General features: G+C 44.5%; 15 protein-coding genes. 11 read left to right on the top strand and 4 right to left on the bottom strand.

Annotated elements, in window-relative coordinates; genetic code table 11:
- The first annotated feature begins 7 nt into the window (after positions 1-7).
- From NYR53_RS23845 to NYR53_RS23795, 10 genes are all read left to right on the top strand, one after another.
- Positions 8-1597 (top strand): response regulator transcription factor, encoded by a 1590-nt coding sequence (locus tag NYR53_RS23845; protein WP_261301632.1) that lies wholly within the window; start codon positions 8-10, stop codon positions 1595-1597.
- A gap of 142 nt (positions 1598-1739) precedes the next feature.
- Complete coding sequence (locus NYR53_RS23840; protein ID WP_261301631.1) at positions 1740-3290, top strand: ABC transporter substrate-binding protein; 1551 nt, start codon at positions 1740-1742, stop codon at positions 3288-3290.
- A gap of 63 nt (positions 3291-3353) precedes the next feature.
- Positions 3354-4283 carry an ABC transporter permease gene (locus NYR53_RS23835; protein WP_261301630.1) on the top strand — a complete coding sequence of 310 codons (930 nt, stop codon included), beginning with the start codon at positions 3354-3356 and terminating at the stop codon, positions 4281-4283.
- Positions 4284-4295: 12 nt separating this feature from the next.
- Complete coding sequence (locus NYR53_RS23830) at positions 4296-5195, top strand: carbohydrate ABC transporter permease (RefSeq protein WP_261301629.1); 900 nt, start codon at positions 4296-4298, stop codon at positions 5193-5195.
- A gap of 30 nt (positions 5196-5225) precedes the next feature.
- Positions 5226-6032: a Nif3-like dinuclear metal center hexameric protein gene (locus tag NYR53_RS23825; RefSeq protein WP_261301628.1), complete on the top strand. Its 807-nt coding sequence runs from the start codon at positions 5226-5228 to the stop codon at positions 6030-6032.
- A gap of 45 nt (positions 6033-6077) precedes the next feature.
- Positions 6078-6869 (top strand): alpha/beta hydrolase, encoded by a 792-nt coding sequence (locus NYR53_RS23820; protein ID WP_261301627.1) that lies wholly within the window; start codon positions 6078-6080, stop codon positions 6867-6869.
- A gap of 18 nt (positions 6870-6887) precedes the next feature.
- Positions 6888-9485, top strand: coding sequence for a PfkB family carbohydrate kinase (locus NYR53_RS34510; RefSeq protein ID WP_367618574.1), 2598 nt, complete (start codon positions 6888-6890; stop codon positions 9483-9485).
- A 386-nt stretch (positions 9486-9871) separates the two neighbouring features.
- Positions 9872-11035 carry a DUF4317 domain-containing protein gene (locus NYR53_RS23805; protein WP_261301626.1) on the top strand — a complete coding sequence of 388 codons (1164 nt, stop codon included), beginning with the start codon at positions 9872-9874 and terminating at the stop codon, positions 11033-11035.
- 330 nt (positions 11036-11365) lie between these two features.
- Positions 11366-11977: a class I SAM-dependent methyltransferase gene (locus NYR53_RS23800; protein ID WP_261301625.1), complete on the top strand. Its 612-nt coding sequence runs from the start codon at positions 11366-11368 to the stop codon at positions 11975-11977.
- A 103-nt stretch (positions 11978-12080) separates the two neighbouring features.
- The gene (locus NYR53_RS23795) at positions 12081-12344 is read left to right on the top strand and encodes a hypothetical protein (RefSeq protein ID WP_261301624.1); all 264 of its coding nucleotides are present in this window, start codon (positions 12081-12083) and stop codon (positions 12342-12344) included.
- 196 nt (positions 12345-12540) lie between these two features.
- Here the strand turns inward: NYR53_RS23795 and NYR53_RS23790 are convergent, their stop codons facing one another.
- On the bottom strand, positions 12541-16134 hold the full coding sequence (locus tag NYR53_RS23790) for a family 10 glycosylhydrolase (RefSeq protein ID WP_261301623.1): 3594 nt from the start codon (positions 16132-16134) through the stop codon (positions 12541-12543).
- A 594-nt stretch (positions 16135-16728) separates the two neighbouring features.
- Between NYR53_RS23790 and NYR53_RS23785 the strand changes: the two genes are divergently transcribed.
- On the top strand, positions 16729-17433 hold the full coding sequence (locus NYR53_RS23785; RefSeq protein ID WP_261301622.1) for a FadR/GntR family transcriptional regulator: 705 nt from the start codon (positions 16729-16731) through the stop codon (positions 17431-17433).
- Between the two features lie 141 nt (positions 17434-17574).
- On the opposite strand, the gene NYR53_RS23780 is transcribed toward NYR53_RS23785, so the two are convergent.
- From NYR53_RS23780 to NYR53_RS23770, 3 genes are read right to left on the bottom strand one after another with little or no spacing between them, the layout of a single operon-like run.
- Positions 17575-18741, bottom strand: coding sequence for a trans-sulfuration enzyme family protein (locus NYR53_RS23780; RefSeq protein ID WP_261301621.1), 1167 nt, complete (start codon positions 18739-18741; stop codon positions 17575-17577).
- Positions 18742-18787: 46 nt separating this feature from the next.
- Positions 18788-19624: a carbohydrate ABC transporter permease gene (locus tag NYR53_RS23775; RefSeq protein ID WP_261301620.1), complete on the bottom strand. Its 837-nt coding sequence runs from the start codon at positions 19622-19624 to the stop codon at positions 18788-18790.
- Entirely contained in the window at positions 19624-20508 is an 885-nt protein-coding gene (locus NYR53_RS23770; protein ID WP_261301619.1) for a carbohydrate ABC transporter permease, read from the bottom strand. Before NYR53_RS23770 ends, NYR53_RS23775 begins: the two co-directional genes overlap by 1 nt.
- Between the last annotated feature and the right edge of the window lie 65 nt (positions 20509-20573).

Genomic DNA, 20573 nt, shown 5'->3' with positions numbered 1-20573 from the left:
GAACAAATTGAAGTGTCTCATGATTGATGACGATATTCCTACTGTAGAGGTCATGCGTGACTTTATCGACTGGAATTCGTTGGGAATTGGGGCTGTATTAACGGCACATAATATTACGGATGCCAAAGTTCTTATTGACGCTGATAAACCGGATATTATCATTTGCGATATCGAAATGCCCAGGGGTTCTGGACTGGACATGATCAAATGGGTGCGGGATAACCATCATGACTGTGCATTTATTTTTTTTACCTGTCATGAAAATTTTGAATTCGCGTCGACGGCGATTTCTTACAATACGGACGCTTACTTAATCAAGCCTTTTGACAAAAGTAAGGTTGAAGCGGCTCTCGCCAAAACTGTAAATTCGCTGAGGGCGAAAAATCAGTTGCAAGCATACAGCCAATTCGGTGCCAGTTGGTTAAAGAATAAGTCATTTGTCGAGCAAAGCTTTTGGAGGGATATTTTATTTGCCCAGATTTCCCCCCGTTTAGACTTGATTCATGGCGAAATTCGGAAGAGAGACCTGTCTCTGGAGTTGGAACATGGTTACTCTCTAGTGCTGACGAGCATTGGCAAATCGGATATACAGGATAGTTGGAATGAAAGCACCTTCATCTATGCGTTCTCCAATCTAACTTCAGAAACGATGCTGGACAATCTGCATCTCAGTCATGTCATCAATTATCAGCAAGACGATCGCTATTATGTTGCGACGATCATCAGCGGAAGCAGTTCGCTGGAAGAGATTACAACGAGATGCCGTCAGCAAATCCGTTATTGCCGGGAGTTTTTTCAGTGTACGGCGACCTGTTATATAAGCAAGAAAGTACCGATTGACGTATTGCATGCAACGAAAACGATCTTGGAGGTCATGGATAGGAATAACATTATTTATAAAGGAAACGCTCATTACCAAGAAGATCGCTTTGAATATGTAACGAATGAATCTTATACGCTTGATGTGAACGGATTCGAATCATTGTTTATCGAAGGCGAAAAAGTACAAATCGTGAACAAGCTAAAAAAAGATCTCGAATCGCTCACCAAAAGCAATAAACTTGACGCGGGCATCATGCATTCCATCAAACAGGACTTTATGCAGCTAGTTTATTCGATACTTTACAAAAATAAAATACATGCACATAAGTTGTTTTCCGATAACTTCTCCGGAATCTTGTTGCAGAAATCCGAACATAGTGTCATGGACATGATGAAATGGGCTGCTTTCGTAACCAATAAAACAATCGATTATTTAAGAGAAGTGAAGCAGTCCGAAAGTGTTGTGGAGAAGGTGAAAACGTTTATCCGCAATCATTACCATCAGGAACTGAGTCGCGAGGATGTTGCGGCCAGCGTCTATTTGTCACCCGATTATCTTGCAAAGATGTTTAAAAACAAGACAGGATTATCGATGAAGGATTACCTGAATGAGCATCGTATTCTTATTGCAAAAGAACGGCTCATTCAAGGAAACGAGAGCATCGGAACGATTGCCGTTGAGATTGGCTTTGACAGCATCTCTTATTTCTCAACGGTTTTCAAAAAAATAACGAATGAAACTCCGAATGCTTTTAGAGCCAAACATAAACAATAATGCAAAGAAGGCCGAAATGGCCTTTTTCTTTTTGCGACATCACGGATTTTTACAAAAAAAACGCTGATTTTTTAAAGATAATCACACCGATAAGGATTAAACTGAAATCGTATTCAGAAACTACTTCAGGAGGCTTCAAACTATGATAAGGACAAGGGGTATCTTAGCATCAGTCATGTCTGTAACACTATTCGGCACCGTCTTGACAGCTTGCTCGACCGGGACTGACAAATCGACCGAATCAACCGGTTCTAAGTCGGGCGGGACCAGCAGCAAGATGGAAAAAGTTGTTATAGCGTTGCCGTCATTCAATAAAATTCCCGATGATATGAGCAGCATTAACGAGGCGATCAACAAAATTACAACTAAGAAGATTAATGTGCAAGTAGACTTTAAAGTGTACGGACCTGCAGACTACGGTCAAAAAGTAAATTTGGCGCTTCAAAGCGGCGAACAACTGGATCTGTTCACCAGTCCGGGGCAGTTCCCGAGCTATGCCGCTAAAAAACAGGTTTATCCGCTGGAGGATTTGATCAGTAAATACGGTCAGGAAACAAAAGCGATACTGGACAAAGACTTCGGTGATGGTTTGCTGAGAGCAACAACGATGAACGGTCATATTTATGGCATTCCCGCCAATAAAGGAATGTCGGTTCCGCTGAATATTGTATATAACGCCGATTTACTGAAAGAAACCGGTTTTACGGCTGATGATATGAAGTCGGTCAACGATTTGCCGAAAGTGTTCGACGCCATAATGAAAAAGCACACGGATGTCGTGCCTTTTGCGCCGATTAATGTCAATCCAAGCGATACGAATCTAGTTAGACTGTTAAGAGGAACGAATGACATCGATCTGTTAACGGATGAGTCAGGGGTCGGGGTCGTTGTTGGCAATAGCAATAAAGTAGTCAATCTTTATGAGACGGATGTGTTCAAAAACGGCGTTAACATGATGAGAGATTGGTACAACAAAGGCTATTTGCAAAAAGATGCGGCGACAACGTCAACCAATTATGCCGATTTAGTTTCGTCGGGGCGCGGATTCTCCACGCTAGGCGGTTATAGCGGTTTGGAAGCCGGCAAAGCAGTAAGCGCACAGACCGGTAAGAATATCGCCATGAAACGAATTGCTCCGTTCTATTTTGATACACAAGCTGTGGATTTCGTTGTGTGGATGATGTCGAGTACAACCAAAGTACCTGATGCTGCCATGAAAGTTTTGAACTTGACTTATACGGATAAAGATCTGTTAAATACGATGCTCTATGGAGTCGAAGGCCGGGACTATGTCAAAGTGGACGATCATCACGTTAAATATCCGGATGGTAAGGATGCTGCAAGCGTACCGTATACTGCGCAGCTATCCTCCGGTATTCTCGGCTCCGAGTCGCTTCAATATCTGTTCGAAGGCGCGGATTGGAAGGATACCGAACTGAAACTGAAAGAAAACAAAGAAACGAAAAGATCGCCGTACTTCGGATTCATCTTCGACCAATCATCCGTAAAAACGGAGTTAAGTGCAGTAAACAATGTGGTTAACCAATACATTCCTGGTTTGGTCACTGGCGTGCTGGATCCTGAAACGACGATTACTAAATTTGTAAAAGCATTGAATGATGCCGGTGCTCAAACCATCATTCAGAAAAAGCAGGAGCAACTGGACAAATGGATCGCTGAGCAGAAAAAATAAGATTTGGGTGAGGAATGGAGCCGGAAACTGCTCCATTCTGTCTTCCTTAAGGGGGGCAGTGGCATGGAGAAGCCAATAAAGAAAAACAGCAAGCAAGCAAGCAATACGCTGCCGCTTTTACTAATTGCGGCTCCCGGTTTGCTATATTTGTTGATCAATAACTATATTCCGATGTTTGGGGTATTTATCGCTTTTAAAGATGTTGATTTTGCCAAAGGCATATTCGGAAGCGATTGGGTCGGATTGAAAAATTTCGAGTTTTTATTTCGGACTTCCGATGCGTTGATCATGACAAGAAATACGATTCTGTACAATGTTGCATTTATCATTCTCGGCACCATTGTTTCTATATTCATCGCGATTCTGATGGCGGAGCTGTTGAGTAAGTTTTACTCGAAGTTTTTCCAGTCTGGTTTGATTCTTCCGAACCTGGTATCGATGGTCGTCGTATCTTTTCTCGTATTTGCTTACTTGAATGCCGATAGCGGATTTATCAACCATACAATTCTAGAACCGCTTGGCATATCGGCTATTAATTGGTATTCGGAGCCTAAATATTGGCCGTTCATCCTTGTGATCATACAGCTTTGGAAGACGGCGGGATACGGTTCTATCGTATATTTCGGATTTATTGCAGGAATCGATAAAAGTATTTATGAAGCCGCTAAAATTGACGGTGCAGGCAAACTTAGACAAATTTCTATGATTACCTTGCCTTTGCTGACGCCAACCATTATCATACTGGGCTTAATGTCTGTAGGAAGAATCTTCAATTCCGATTTCGGACTCTTTTATCAAGTGCCATTAAATGCGGGGGCTTTATACAGCACGACACAAACCATCGATACTTATGTGTATCGTGCTCTCATGCAAGTTAACGATATTGGGATGTCGGCTGCTGCTGGTCTGTACCAGTCACTGGTAGGCTTTATTCTAGTCATAGTAGTCAATGGTATTGTAAGGAAAGTAAATTCCGACAATGCACTGTTTTAGGGGGAATCCATCATGACAAGTTTACAATCAAGAGGAGAACGGGCATTTACGATATTCTCTGCAGCAGCTATGACCCTGTTGACCATATTTGCTTTCTTGCCTTTTATTCTGATGCTGCTGGCATCGTTTACCGATGAAAAGACGCTTATTAGAGACGGATATAGCTATTTCCCGAACAAAATGAGCGCCGATGCCTACGTATACTTGTTCAGCAATGTGTCAACCTTTGCGCGGGCATACGGAGTGTCGATTTTTGTGACTGTTGTCGGAACCGTCATCAGCCTCGCCATCACGGCCATGCTTGCCTATCCCATGTCGCGGAAAGATTTCAAGTATCATAATGTCCTTGCATTTCTTGTATTTTTCACCATGTTATTTAACGGAGGCATAGTCCCTTCCTACATGATGTGGACCAAAGTGTTTTCGATTAAGGATACGTTAGCCGCATTGATCATACCGAATTTGCTCATGAATGGATTCAATGTTCTGCTGGTAAGGAACTTCTATAAGCATAATGTACCTGCCGCCCTCATCGAATCGGCTCAAATCGATGGGGCTAGCGAAATAAGAACGTTCTATAGCATTATGCTGCCGCTTTCGATTCCGGTTATGGCAACAGTCGGTTTGTTTACGGGACTTGCCTACTGGAACGATTGGATTAATGCCTTATACTTTGTCACGAAACCTCAGTATTATGGCATTCAGAATTTGTTGATCCGTCTGATGAATAATATCCAATTTTTAAAATCGAGCCAGGCGAGCAGCTTGCTGGGAGCTGGTGCAGCCAATCTTCCAACTACGGCGGTACGGATGGCCATGGGTATTATCGGAATCGTGCCGATCTTGATCGTACTGCCTTTTCTGCAGAAATATCTCACGAAGGGCGTCGTTGTCGGTGCCGTAAAAGGTTAATCGCTTTACGAAACGAAGGAGGGCTATAGCATGAATGTTCAACAGGTCATAGATGCGATTATTACGGATTCTTGCGGCACTTTCAGACTGGAAAAAACCGGCGATGTACTTGTGTCCGGAAGTCCGTATACAGAAGTAACCGGTATTGTAACGACGTTTATGGCAACTATCGATGTGATTCATCAGGCTATCGCTTGCGGGGCTAATATGATCATTACACACGAGCCTACCTTTTATACGGGGATAGACGAAACGGACTGGCTTCAGGAGGATCCTGTATATATAGTAAAGCGTAAATTATTAGAGCATCACCGGATTGCAGTCTGGCGCTATCACGATTACATGCATATGGCCAAGACTGACCGAATCTACGATGGACTGCTTAAGGAGATCGGATGGGAAGACAAATTGCTGGAAAAGCATCCGCCGCACACCTACCAAATTGATGAGGTCACTTTGAAAGAATTGGCCGCCTTTTTTAAATACAAATTGGGAATGAATGTTCTGCAAATCGTGGGCAATCCCGAGATGAAGTGTTCCAGAGTCGGAATTTTGGTAGGCGGAGGCAGTTTAGGTCTTGGGAGAGAGCAAATGCCGATGGAACTGATGCGAGATAAGAACCTGGATGTCATCGTCTGCGGTGAAATCGTGGAATGGACGCTTTGCGCTTATGTCAACGACGCCCGCATGCTCGGACTGAATAAGGCCATGATCGTCGTAGGACATGAGCGGAGCGAGGAATGGGGAATGAAGTTTATGGCCGAATGGCTGAAGCCGTTGGCCGGCGGACTCCCGGTTACTTTTGTCGATGCGAAGGAGCCGTTTCTTTACTTGTAAGACGAGGGCATAGTCCTGAAATGAGAGAAAAGGAGAATGGATACCATGGCGACACTGCAGGTTAATTTTTACTCAAAGGCTTTGCGGAGAGAAGTCACGTTCAATGCGCTTGTACCTTTGGACGATTTTGAATTTCCGGGGATGCCGAAAGCGGAGAAGAAGCCGCTTAAAGCGCTCTATTTGTTGAACGGATACTCAGGCAGCTATTCGGATTGGATTAGCTTCACGAGAATTCGGGAGTTGTCCGACAAGCACCGTATTGCGGTTTTTATGCCGGCAGGGGAGAACCACTTTTATGTGGATGATGTTGATAAAGGGTCATTATACGGAGAATACATCGGAAATGAACTGGTGGAGTTTACAAGGAAAATGTTTCCATTGTCGGAGCGAAGAGAAGACACTTTCATCGGCGGTTTATCCATGGGCGGGTACGGAGCCATTCGGAACGGGTTCAAATATGCCGAGCATTTTAGCCGGATCATCGCGTTGTCATCGGCTATTATTACCTATAAAATCGCTAACGCAAATCCCGATTATAATGACGGCATAGCGGATTATAAATATTTTACGAGAGTATTCGGTGATTTGGACCGGCTTCAAGGGAGCGATAAAGATCCGGAGGCTCTGGTCCTGGGCTTGAAAGAGAAGAAGTCGGCAATTCCAGCGATCTATATGGCTTGCGGTACCGAAGATTTTTTGTTGGATGTCAATCGTAGATTTCACGATTTCCTAGTTTCGGAACAGGTTGAGAACACGTATGTGGAAAGCCAGGGAGGACATATCTGGGATTTTTGGAATGAATACATTGAAAAAGCTTTACTGTGGGCGGTGGAATAAAAGTCGGGAGATGGAAGCGTGTTTGAATTCGAGGCTAGTATACTGTTCAGTGATAAGAAGTATGATATTTTGACCGTCGGTGAGCTTCTGATCGATATGATGACAACGGAATATGACGATAGCGATCAATGTGATACGTACCGAAGGCTATTTGGAGGCTCTCCTTCCAATATTGCATTGAATGCAAAAAAATTAGGGCTGCGCCCCCTTGTAGCTTCTTCGGTCGGAGATGACGGATTTGGCAGATTTCTCGTTGAACAGCTACAGCAAGCGGATATTGCTACGGATTTGATTCAGCGTGTCGATGATTCAACGAGCATGGTCGTCGTAACCAAGAGTGTAGCTACGCCGATTCCAATATTTTATCGGGGGGCGGATTGTCAATTAGCTTATACAACTGGGCTGACGGATGCCGTAGTCAACTCCAAAATCGTCCATTTCTCCTGTTGGCCTATATCGAGAGTTCCGTCCCGTTATACGATCGAAAGCGTGATGGACACGGTAAGAAAACACGGTACTTTGATCGGTTTTGACCCTAACTATCATCCGATGATATGGCAAAAGGGCGAGAATGGAATCGACTACGTGAAATCTATCATCGGTAAGGTTGACATTGTGAAACCTTCAGAGGACGACGCAGAGAGACTGTTTGGGAAAGCGTCGCCTGAGCGTTATCTCGAACATTTCTTGGAACTGGGCGCTAAGCTGGTTATTTTGACATTAGGGAAGGATGGCGCTATCGTTTCTAATGGAAAAGAGACGATTGCATTCGACTCTTTGGCTACTCAGGTCGTAGATACCACGGGAGCCGGCGATGCATTTTGGTCGGGATTTTATGCGGCGATCGTCAAAGGTTATCCATTGAAACAGGCTCTTTCTCTGGGATTTGCCGTCAGTGCCTATAAATTGAAGTATACCGGAGCCATCGTGGATTTACCGCATCTCGAGGTTATCAAAGGAGGTATCGCCGTTTTTTACCACGAGGATGAGGTCAGAGCGATAGACAACCGATGTCCTCATCTCGGCTTTCCGCTTCATTTAGGAAGCGTTTGCAACGGCATGGTGACATGTCACTGGCATCATGCTCGCTTCGACATCTGCAGTGGCGGGACGCTGGATCCCTGGGCAGACGACGTGCCCGCTTACGACGTTAAGGTCGAGAGTGAGGCAGTCTGGGTTAGCTCAAGACCAAGGAACATCGGCAATGCCGAGAAGCTTAAGCACCGTTTGCGGGAAGGACTTGAGCAGAACATCGGCATTGTGATCGCCAAGGCGGTCATCGGGTTGGTCGAATCCGGAGTCCCGGTTGATGAAATTGTCCGTATCGGCGTCACGTTCGGTACGTCGCAAGGGAATGGCTGGGGAGCGGGTTTGACCATTTTGACCGCGATGAGAAACGTACTGCCCAAGCTCGATGTATCTGGTCGAATTCTCGCCTTGTACCACGGATTGGTTCAAGTAGCCAGGGCTAGCTCAGGACGTGCTCCCCGTCACCTGCTCGGGGCGCTGCCTTCCTCACCGGCTTCCACGGAAAGACTGATGGAGTGGTATCGCAACTGTGTCGAGGTGCGCGATACCCAAGGCGCGGAAAAGGTATTGCTGACTGCCATAGCCAAGCGAGCTACATCTGAACAATTAGCGGACATGATGCTGATTTCGGTGACAGACCACTTTTATTTGGACGGCGGCCATACTTTTGATTTTCATAATAAAGCATTTGAGGCGCTGGAAGACTTGGGAGATTCACTTACGGAGCCTATCCTCGCTTCGCTTGTACCACTCCTCGGATCGCCAACCCGCAGCGAAGAACTTCATCATTGGCAGGCGCCGGTCGATCTCGTTACTCCGCTTCGGCAGGCTTTCGAAAAGTTACAGCAACCTCCAACTTCGGAACAATCCGACCAGCTTGATGAACAAGCTTTTGTGGAACAATTGCTCAGTGATAAGGCGATTGAGACGGTCGATCAGTTAACCAGGCTTTTGCTAGGAGGAGCGGCACCCGAACGGCTGGCCCAACTGATCTGCCTGGCTGCGGCCGAAAGGATCGTGCGGTTTCACACCCAAAACGAGTTCGGCGATTGGATAGCCGTGCTGCATACCTTTACCTACGCTCACGCGGTACACGAACGGCTGCGCCGCTCCAAGGAGCCGCTTCTGGGTAGGGCGCTCTATTATGGGGCGATGTCCATCTACCATGATCGTTTTCTTAATGTGCCGCGGGCACCGAAGCCCAAACCCGCTAGCGGCCGCAGCTACGCACCGGAGGAGCTGCTTGAGCTTATGGACCGCAGGCAGCAGGTGGATGAGGCCGCGAGTTGGGTAGCGGGATACCTTAGCGAACAGCGGGACCCTCAGGTTCTGCTCAGCACACTGGGTCTCAGTCTGCTTCGCGAGGACGCCGAATTTCACACATTTCAGCTTTATGAGGCTGCCGTCACCGAATATGATCATTGGGATACGCGTTCCGATGTATTTGCAAAGCAGGCTAAGGAGACTTGCCTGCTCGCCTGTGCCCGATATTTGGCGGCCCACGCCCCAAGTGCGCGGGAGCTGCCGCATACGGCTAAGATTGCTTGGCGTTTGTACCGCGGTGAAAGACTGTTCGAGGAAGAGTAGTCGCAAAAACAGGGTCGGCTAGGAAAACTCTTATTGATTCGTGCCTTAAATTCAAAACAATTCTGGAACAATAATAACGGAGCCACGCGGGTTTGCGGGCTCCGTTTTCTAATTAATTATGGAATATTGCAATAGATTTTCAAAATTGTTGAGAAATCTATCATTATGCTTTAACATACAGGAAGTAGTTTATCCAAGTGATAAGAAAGCACATGTACGCTTCATAAGTAGAGTAATTAAAGCTATATTTTCAATTACGAGACATGTTGAGTGCTGTTCACTCTTAGTTTGGAAGGGAATAAAGGGAAGTAACGCCGTTACAAATTTCTAGTTCAATCAATTATTCTGGTAATACCATTTTACTTCTTAGGAGCGTCTGAAGGATTATGATAAAGAAAGAACTCGCACATATTCGCAAACAGTTTAAGTTGGATCATGACAAGCTTGAAATTTTCAACATTCTTAACGTATATATTATGAAGGAAAGCAACGAGATCTATCACTACGAGCGACAGTCGTTCGCCCTTGTGGACAGGGAGAAGCAGGAGCTCTATATGGCCAATTTCAAAAAACTGCTGACCGGCGAATTGGATCAGAAAATGTTCGAGTTAAAGTTTCAGGAGGATGCGGAGTCGCCTTCGCAAGTGCTTCTCCATCAAGGTCTTGTGACTGGTAATCCGGAAGAATGGCAAGATCTGATGCTCTTGTTGGTGGAGAAAATGTTGGCGGATACCAAATATGAAAGGGATACGGTCGTTACTTTCGTCCACGGACAATATTTTAAGCCGACCAAGGCCCGGAATGAAGAAGCTGAGATTAGCGAAAAGGACGAGATGTTTTCAAACCCGTTCATTCTATGCAGTGTGAATTCCACGGAGCAACCGCGGAAAACCCTCATGTTTGATTATGTCGAGCGGGAATACAAGTATAATGTATTCGTAGATCCGATCATTAAATTGAACACACCGGAGCAAGGTTTTTTCTACCCTAGTGTGACGGATAATTATTCCGACGTAAATCGCATCTTGTATTGTGCGGGGAAAGCGCATGAACCTAATCCGCAATTTATTGAGCAAGTCTTAAATGCTGAGCAGACGGTGACGGCGCTAGAAGAGAGAGCCATTTTTGAGGATATCGTGAAGGAAATAGCGGGCGAACATCTGGATGCCTCTACGATCGCACATGTGTACGAGGAAATTCATCGAGTTATCGAGTCCAACGAGGAGGAAGAGCCTCCAAAACTGGATTATAAAGATGTAGAACGCATGCTGTCGGTGAGCGGCGTGGAGGACGTGACGTTGGAAAAGGTGGAACGAGCGTTCCAAAACGTTGTCGACGACAAAAACTATGAAATCAAAGCAAGCAGCGTCATTCCGAAGTTCACATCAAAATCGATTAAGATTGATACGAAGGTAGCTACAATAACGATCAGTCCGCAAGATTTAAAATACGTGAGACAGGTGAATTATCAAGGAAAACGATGTATCTTGATCGAGGTCGACGAAGACGCCGTGATCGAAGGATTTACGCTCAGCACGGAGACGTTGTAGAGTAGGGAGCGTTCATGCAGCGGCGCATTAAGAGTGCTGCTCACTGTTGGTATGGAAAGGAATCAACGAGTGAGAAGTCAATGTGGTTTGTCCTCTCATTAATAAGAATTAATGTCATTGGGAAAGTATTCCTTTTATTAGTAACGATACGATAACAACTCTAGATGTTGAAAAGCCCTTTTTTAGGGCTTTTTTTGCGTTAACTGCAAGTATTGTGCTTGAGAATAAGGCTCTTTGATTAAAAGGGGTTAATATCCTGAATTTGTAAATTGGTGATATAATAAGGCGATAGCAGCTAGTATAGTCTGAAAAGCGGTACAGGAGGATTTCATGGAAATTTCAAACAAAAGAACTGCTTTAGAAATGTGGAATGAGCAATTTAGTCAAGTTAAGGAAAATGGGATTCAATATTTTGAACAGGATTCATGGTTGAAAAGTTATCTGCCCATCCTGCATGAGAGAGGTTTCAAAAAAGTCCTTGAAATTGGTTGCGGTAGTGGAAATGATACAAGATTTTTGGATAGCAACGGATTTATTGTGACTGCGACTGACTTTTCAGAAGTTGCGGTGTCAATTATCAAAAACAACATTCCTAGCGTTCAAATTTTGCATCATGATACTCAAGACAAGTTTCCATTTGAGGATGATGGATTTGAATTTATTGTTGCTGGTTTGTCATTACACTACTTTGATAAAAACTTATTAAACCAGATTTTGAGTGAAGTTAGAAGAATGCTATGCGACAAAGGACTATTTCTTATAAGATTAAATTCCGTCAACGATGAAGATGCACAAAAAGAGCATGTTATTGACAGATACTTTTATAGTGTTGAATCGTGTAGAGAACTATTAAAAGGATGGAAAGAGATTGAACTTGGCGAATATGCCATAGATTACTATGGTAAAAATAAAATTATTATTGAAGGTTGCTTTCAAAAGTGAAGTTAATCTAGGAAAAGTTGACCTATTGAAAGCGCAAGAAACATACATAAAACTTCAATTTTAACTTAGGCATAGGATACCAAATTTCAGGAGAGGTGAAAAGATGAATCAAAGAGAATTAAAATGGGCGGATTTAAGCGATCCAGTTAAAACGATAATAGAACACATCGATATTAATCGTTGTGATGAAGATTTTCAAATTGGAACTAAGTTAAGTATACCGTATTTTAAAGGGAGATTTACTCAAGAAATGGCAGATGCAATTCTCGAATATCAATTTTCAACTGAAAATGTAAACGAAGGTTCTTATTCTGCCGAATTACTCAACAATGTTTTGTCAATGAAATTCCTAAAAAGAGAATTATAATCGTATGAAGTTGGTTGAAGAAATAGTAATTTCCTTTAACCGATTGAATGAGAAGAATGACTACTTCATAGAAACAATGGAAAGAGAAGAATTGGCGATAGAGCGCAACAACTTAAAGGCTGTCACATGGCAAGTCAATAAGGCAATAAAAATGATAATAGACCCCACACATAATGCGTGGAGTCTGTTATCATTTTTATTGAAGAGCTCGAACTAACCTTACAAGAATGTCCCCTTGTTCCATTGTAATTCGCTTGCCTCTTTGAGCATCAATCTCATGAATGAGAGCATCGATTTGCTGGTGTTCCAGCTTTTTCAAAAGTGAATTCTCGATACCTTGTTCACCAGGTCCCGTGACGAATTCACGGATTAAGTTCGCGAGACTGTTCTCAGTAACCTGCACTTTGTACGAAGCAGAACCTGTTCCTACGTTGCCTGCATGATCCGTAACTTGAACCGTGACATTGTGGGATCCGAGCTCCAATTGATAAGCCGGAGCACTAACCAACGGCTCAGCGCATGGGTTATACACGATGCCGGATACGGTATCTACAGCCGTGCACGTGATCGATACCATCTGATCGACGGTATACGCATTCGCCCCTGTAATTTGTATCGTCGGCGCCGCCCGGTCAATTAAGATTTGCACCGTTTGTGTTTGTTCTACGTTGCCGGCATTATCCGTAGAACGGTACAACAATGTATGAATACCATCAGTAGTTAAGGTGAAAGGAGATACATATAAATTCCAGTTTAAGCCATTATCCGTGCTGTATTCTGTTTGCTTTATACCTGTTAGATCGTCACTTGCCGATAGTTTAACCCGAACTTCCGACACATACCAATCGTTATTTTGGGTGCCTTCGATGGCAGATGCAGAGACAGGTGGTGTAACGTCGAGGATGTTGGTCATCGTAACGGGGGTGCTGGCAGCACTTTCGTTATGAATCCGGTCAACCGCTGTTACGATATACGTATATACTTTTCCATCTGTCACATTCTTGTCTACGTAAGTGAGATCGAAACCCGGTTGCTTACGAACTTTTGCGATAATATGAGAGGGATCCTGCAGGTCTAAGGCAGCCCCTCCGTCAAAACGATAAACGATATAATAGGCTGTGTTACTTGGTTGGGCATTCTTCCATGTAATCTCTATCCCTGCCGCTTTTCGAAGTGCGGATGCCAAGACCGGCGCATCGGGAGCAGTCTGATTGAGCCAAGGCATCGCAGGGACTAAAGCCGGGTACCGATAAAAGTCGTTCTTCAATTGATCCGTGAACCCGAGAGGATTTTCTTTAAACCATTGAGCACTGAAAAATATGCTGCCGTACACTTGGTCAAAGTTTCGATTATAAGCGATTTGGTTAGGCATTTCGTCGGGGTTTTGCCACGCCGGGTCGGCCGAACCTATCCGGTAGACCGCCTGACCGCTGTACAGGTGGACATTTTTCCCTGCCGTCACGCCGCTCCACCACTCGATTAACTTATCGTAGGATGCTGGCGAATAGCCCATATACCAATAAATTTGCGGCGCAATGTAGTCGATCCACGCTTGATCAACCCATCTTTTCGTATCCGCATAGATGGCGTCGTAACTGCTAAGTCCGTTGGTATCAGAGCCGTAAGGATCTTGGCTTTTGTTTTTCCATATCCCGAAAGGACTAATCCCAAACTTGACCCAGCGTTTTTCTTGTTTGATGGCGGCATTCATGTCCTGAACGAACGTATTTACATTGCTGCGTCTCCAGTCCGCTTTGTTCGGGAAAGAGGAGCCATATTTCGCATAGGCGTCCTGGTCCGGGAAATCCACGCCGGTAACTGGGTACGGATAGAAATAATCGTCAAAATGTACGGCGTCGATGTCGTAATTTTTCACTACTTCCATGATGCTGTCTGAGATGAACTGTTTTGCTTCCGGGATCCCCGGGTTGAAGTAAAGCTTTCCGCCATATGTAACGACCCAATCAGGATGCTGCCGTGCCGGATGATTGGGAACCAGTTTATCAATACGATCCTGCAGACTGATCCGATAAGGGTTGAACCAGGCGTGGAATTCCATATTCCGCTTGTGGACTTCCTCCAGCATAAACGCGAGAGGATTATAACCTGGGTCCTTGCCTTGTTCACCTGTCAGCCATTCCGACCAAGGAGCGTACGCCGAGGGATAAAAGGCATCTGCGGTCGGCTTCACTTGAACGATGACCGCATTCATGCCAGCCGCTTGCAGCTCATCTAACTGCTCGATAAAATCGCTCTTTTGCGCTTCCGCTTCGACAACGCCTTTTTTCGGCCAGTCGATATTATCGACGGTAGCAATCCAAGCAGCTCTTAATTCTCGCTTCGGCACAGTCGCCACTTTGTTCACCACCAGGTAAAAATCACTCGATTTGCCCCCGTACGTCGCCGTAATTCTCGAGGTTCCCATCTGCATTGCCGTAACCAATCCGCTTGCGTTAATGGTAGCGACTCCAGGGTTACTGCTTGTGTAGGCAACGCCACTTGTCAGTTCGACCGGATCAGGAAGCCATGTGTAAGTTCCGATTACTTTCGTTTGCCTCGACTCTCCGACGGTCATCGCCTTCAGGCCGGTTAGCTCGATTTTTTGCAATACCGGAACCGGGTTCGTTACCGTGAGTACGTATTGTGTGGAGATTCCGCTATAGGAAGCAGTGATCGTCGTCGTACCGGCCTTCACAGCTTTAATGAGTCCGGAGGCATCGACAGTCGCAATGTCCGGGCTGCTGCTCTGGAAGTTGGCTCCGGTCAGAATAGAGACCGGTTCTGCAGCGCCGCTGTATGCGGCGTACACTCTCAGCCGGTTTGTCGCGCCGGTTTCGAGCTTGGAGAGCGCTGAAAGCTCCAATTTCTGTGGAGTCGGCGCTTCTGCGGTGACCGTTAACGTAAAAGCCGCTTCCGGTGCATTACCGTATGCTGCAGCAATCGTTACCGTACCTGCTTGCAGCGCCCGGACGGTTCCGTTAGGTTCGACTGTCGCAATCCGTTCATCGCTGCTCCGATAAGTGATCCCACTTACGACAGGAACCGGTTCGGTGCCGTTTTGATAAGTAGCGTAAACAGTTGCTTGTTTCGTATCCCCCACTTGCATGGGTGGGAGTCCAACCACGTCGAGACCAAAGACAGTTGAGTCCGTATAGTAGGCATTCAACTGGTCAAACATCAGCACACCGCTGTTTTTGTTGTTGACCTTCGTTTCTACGACATAAATTTGATTGATCTTAAGAGGAGCTATGAGGTTGTTAGGCACAGTGATCGTGACATACTTCCAACCGCTCCAATTAAGACCGTTGCTGGTTGTGAAATCAACTACAGGTTTCGTTCCGTTCGCATCCTGTAGTTGTGCGCGCAGCCAATGGTTGTTTCCGTCGCCGTAAACCCACACCCCCAGCTTCTTCGGAATCCCTTGAAGTGTACGCCCGGCTGATCCGCTCGGGTCTTTGAAGTTGATATATGCTGCCGACGTTCCCGGCATCCCCGTGAAATCGTAAGCTAATTTTACAGCATGGTAACCATAATAGATTGTCTCCGGTCTGCTGATTAAGCCGATACTGACAGACTTAGCTTGTGCAGAGGAAGCAGACAGGTTTGTTGTCTGTTCAAAATTATCCACATTGGCATAAGCCGGCGAACTTGCAGAATTGATTTCGATTACAGAATCTGCATACACGGAAGGTAATACATTACCAAATCCCAAGATGATTGTACCGATAAAGAAGATAAATGCTGTTAGAATGGGAATCAAAATGGTCAGCTTTCGTGAACTATTTGTCACCAAATCACATCCTCCTAAAAGTATGAAACCGCTCTCAAATGTTTGTGTTCAAAATGCCTTGGCCCATCTCCTCCTTATCGTATCGTTTTGGTTTGGTAAAGATTGGGTATGGTTCAACTCTAGACTATTAAATTTTATTACAAAAATCAATAAGAATTTTAAAATTTTATTTCAATAAAAAATGAGCGAAATGAACACTTAGGTTTAGACAAGTAGTCATTTTATTGATGATCAGCATCATATTAAATTTGCGCCGCAAACCGATAAGTATGCGACGATCTTTACAACGCTTTCGGAGGATCTCCAAAGCATCGTTTTGGGCGGGCTGGATCCGGAAGCAGGGCTGGCAGTCCTAGAGAAGAAGATAAACGATATTTTAGCCAATTAGTTCGTATGGCCTTAATTTTGACAAGAGATGATGATCGAAACTAATTAGCTGTTTAGTTGACCAAAAAGAGGTTATCCTACATTAGGGATAACCTTTTTAGTTTTATGCTTATTTAATTCTATAAAAGCGTTTGAAAGTTATCTCTTTACCTAACTTTATGCTATAATATAGTCATATAGCGGTACAATTATTGAGGAGGCTTTTCGGTGCGTAAAATCAAAAAGCTACAGCTGCACGAAATCGCTGCACAAGAAATTATTGAATATATTAGGAAATCTGGTTTGCAAAAAGGGGACAAGCTGCCTCATATTGAAGAAATCGTTCAACTGCTAGGTGTAAGCCGTACCTCGATTCGGGAAGCGCTGCGCTCGCTGGAAGCCATGGATTTTGTCAAGATCAAAAATGGCAGAGGCATTTATGTTGAAGATCCCTCATCCTACCGGTTTTCGATGAAAATTGATATAGAAGACGAAAAATCGTTCATGATCCAAGCCTGTCAAGTTCGCAGGGCGTTAGAAGGACTCGCAGTTGAGCTCGCTGTCGAGCATGCATCGGCAGAACAAATCGGGCTCATGCAGCAATACTTGGATGAAATTCGGGGCAATCAAGAGGTAATTGAAATTACGACGGTTGCAGACAGGAACTTTCACAAGACCATTTATGAAGCATCTGGAAACTTGGTGCTGCAAGGCATTATATTATCGTTTTCCACTTTCTTCGAGAAGTTCTGGGCACGCGCTCCACTCGGTCAAGAGCGGCTTTTTGAAGATACCTTCCCATTCCACCCAATCATTGCTCAAGCCATTGCTGATCGTGACAAAGCAAAAGCGTTATCAACTTTCCATCAATTGATGGATGCTATTGAATTGGCTATTCTCAATGTTCCTGTTCAAGGAGAACCGAAGTATTGAACTGAGTGAATGGACGTATGCGCATATGAAGTTCCTTACTATGTTTTATTAATGAAAAAAACTTCAGAAATCTCAATTTAGTTGAGAGATCTGAAGTTTATTTTTTGTATCACCGTATAAATAGCAGCCTTGACATGTGTTCTAAATTGCACGCTGAGGATGAGCTTCAATGGCGGCAAACGCCTGTTCTAGGTCACGAATCAGATCATCAGGCTCCTCTAGTCCCACATACAATCGAACGATTACTCGATTATCGGGCTGATTTGGTATGTATACCAAACTCTCGAAACCGCCCCAGCTAATACCCTTGCGGAAGTACTTCAGCTGATTCGACCAACTCCGCATGCGCTCCTTCGGAATATGGGTTTCAAAGGAAAAGAGACTTCCACTGCCCGTCATTTGTGAATGATAAAGCTCATGCTGGGGATGGCTTTGTAACCCGGGATGGTTCATTTTTATGATAAAAGATTGATTTTCCAAGTAATGGGCAACCTTCAATCCATTCTCTTGAAGTTTATGCAACCTGAGTGGCAAGGTACGCAATCCGCGCATAAACAAGTTGGCGCTCTGGGGATGAAGGATGCCGCCGAACAGCTGAAACTCCTCTCGGAACAGTTGATCCATGTTCTGTTTGGAACCAATCACGACGCCGCCGATGAGGTCGCTATGACCGGAAATATACTTTGTCATGGAATGAACAACGAAGTCAATACCGAAGGAAAGCGGTTTTTGAAAAATAGGACTTGCCCACGTACCATCAATAATCGTCTTCGCTCCGATTTTTTTCGCAAGCGCTGCGCATTGTTTCAAATCCTGCAATTCAAATAAGATACTCGTCGGGCTTTCTAAATAAATCAATCTTGTGTTGGGCTGCACGGCGTTCTGGATCTGCATCATGTCTTTTCCGTCAACAAATGTCGTTTCGACTTGAAATTTCGAGAGATACTGTTCCATAAGTCTCTTAGCGGGTCCGTAACTGCCGTCTACGCAAATAATATGATCGCCTGCTTGAATGGTTGACAGGATTGCAGCCGTAATCGCCGCCATACCTGAAGCAAAACATCTAGCTTGCTCTCCGCCTTCAAGTAGGGCCAAACGCTCTTCCAATGCTTGAACAGTTGGATTGTTGCCTCGGGTATAAATGATATGGCTCACTTCAAACGCAAGCGCTTCTTCCAATTGTTCATGCGTCTCAAACGTGAACAAGCTGTTCTGATAAATGGGATGCGTGACCGCACCGTAGTGTCGTTCATCATGCAAGTCATGTGTAACTAAAGTCTCTGAGCTGTTTGTATGTAAAGCATGCATGTATTTCTCCACCTTCTCCTTGGCATCTATATATCTATTTATTCTTCTAGCCTTTTTCAGCGCCTTGCGTTAACCCTTCAACGATTAATCGCTGACATAAAGCAAAAATAATAACGGTAGGAATAACGGATAATACCGCTCCTGCGGACATCGGACCCCAGTCAATATTAAACTTGGTAATGAAGCCGTTCATAGCAACAGGAATCGTCTTAGCCGATTCTTTATCGATAAACATGATAGACATGAACAGCTCATTCCAATTCTGTACAAAAGCAAAAATGAATGTCGCCGCAATACCCGGCAGCATAACCGGCATAATAATGCGAAACAATGCAGATAGCCTTGAGCATCCGTCAATCATTGCCGCTTCTTCCAAGCTGGCAGGAATACGTTGAAAAAAACCGCGGAGCATAATCGTACAGAACGGGATAAGTCCGGCTGTGTACAAAATAACGAGCGAATATAACTGATTCAGCATGCCGAATTTCGACATCATGACATACAACGGGGCAAATCCGATAAAAGCCGGAATCATCTGCGTCATGAAAAAAGCGAACATAATTTGCTGGGCACCTTTAAATTTATGACGTGCCAATACATAGGCGCTGAGCGTTGTAATGAGAAGCACCGTGAATGCAGAAGCAAGAGATACAATTAAACTATTGAAGATATAAATGTGAAAATTAGATATTTTGAAAATATGAACGTAGTTTTCAAACGATAATGTGGAAGGCCAATATTCCAGCGGCATTTTGAAAATTTCCTTCGACGGCTTAAGGGAAGTGATAAAAATCCAATATAATGGAAACAACATGACAACCAGCACAATGCCGAGAAATAATACTTTACCGGGGAGCCTTAACTGTTTCAGCAGATGATTCATTAGAAATCAGCTCCTTTCTCAGCCTTGGTCGCCATTAAGTAAAACACTGTATACATGGCCAATAGGACCACCATGATGACTCCAGCTGCAGCCGCTTGACCATAATCCCCGCCGAACATGATTTTATCCATCATGAAGGTAGCTAAAATATGTGATGCGCCAGCAGGTCCTCCGTTTGTCATCGCATATATAATATCCGGAAAATTAAAAATCCAGATTACCCTCAGCAGTGTAGTAGCAATGATCGTCGGCATAATGTACGGGATCGTCACGTACCAGAGCTTTCGCCATGCGTTAGCCCCATCAATACCAGCAGATTCATAGAGATCAGCAGGGACCGACTGAAGCGCAGCCAGCAGCATGATGGCAAAAAACGCGACGCCGTACCAGACGTTAGCTGTAATCACCGAGGGCAACGCCCATCTAGGATCCGATAAGAAACCAATCCTTTCGGAAATGATGCCCATCTTCAGAAGCAGGTCGTTAATGACACCGATTTGACCATTAAACAACCATCTCCAAATAATTCCGATCAGGAATCCGGACATCGCCCATGAGTAGAAAATCAATCCCTGGTAGATACCTCTGCCTTTGAATGGTTTCTTTAAAACCAGTGCTAAAATGAACCCTAAAATAAATTGTAAAATGAGAGAGATAAACACCCAAAAGAAGCTGTTGGACAGAGCTTTCAAAAAGGCAGGCTGGCTAAAAATGAGTGTGAAATTGTCAAATCCAATGAAATGAATATCGGTTAAATCGAATAACGTATACTTCTGGAATGCCATCCCAACACCCCGGAAAAAAGGGTAAAAGGTAAATACAGAAACAAATAGTATAGAAGGCAGCAAGCAGTAAAATATAAATTTGTTCAAATTGACTTTCATATATGTTCTCCTCCTAGAAGTATCCAAAGAGAGGAGGAGCCCCTTTGAAAAAGACCCCTCCAAAA

The organism is Paenibacillus andongensis (assembly GCF_025369935.1).
Taxonomy (GTDB): domain Bacteria; phylum Bacillota; class Bacilli; order Paenibacillales; family NBRC-103111; genus Paenibacillus_E; species Paenibacillus_E andongensis.
This window is presented reverse-complemented; position numbering and strand designations above follow the sequence as displayed.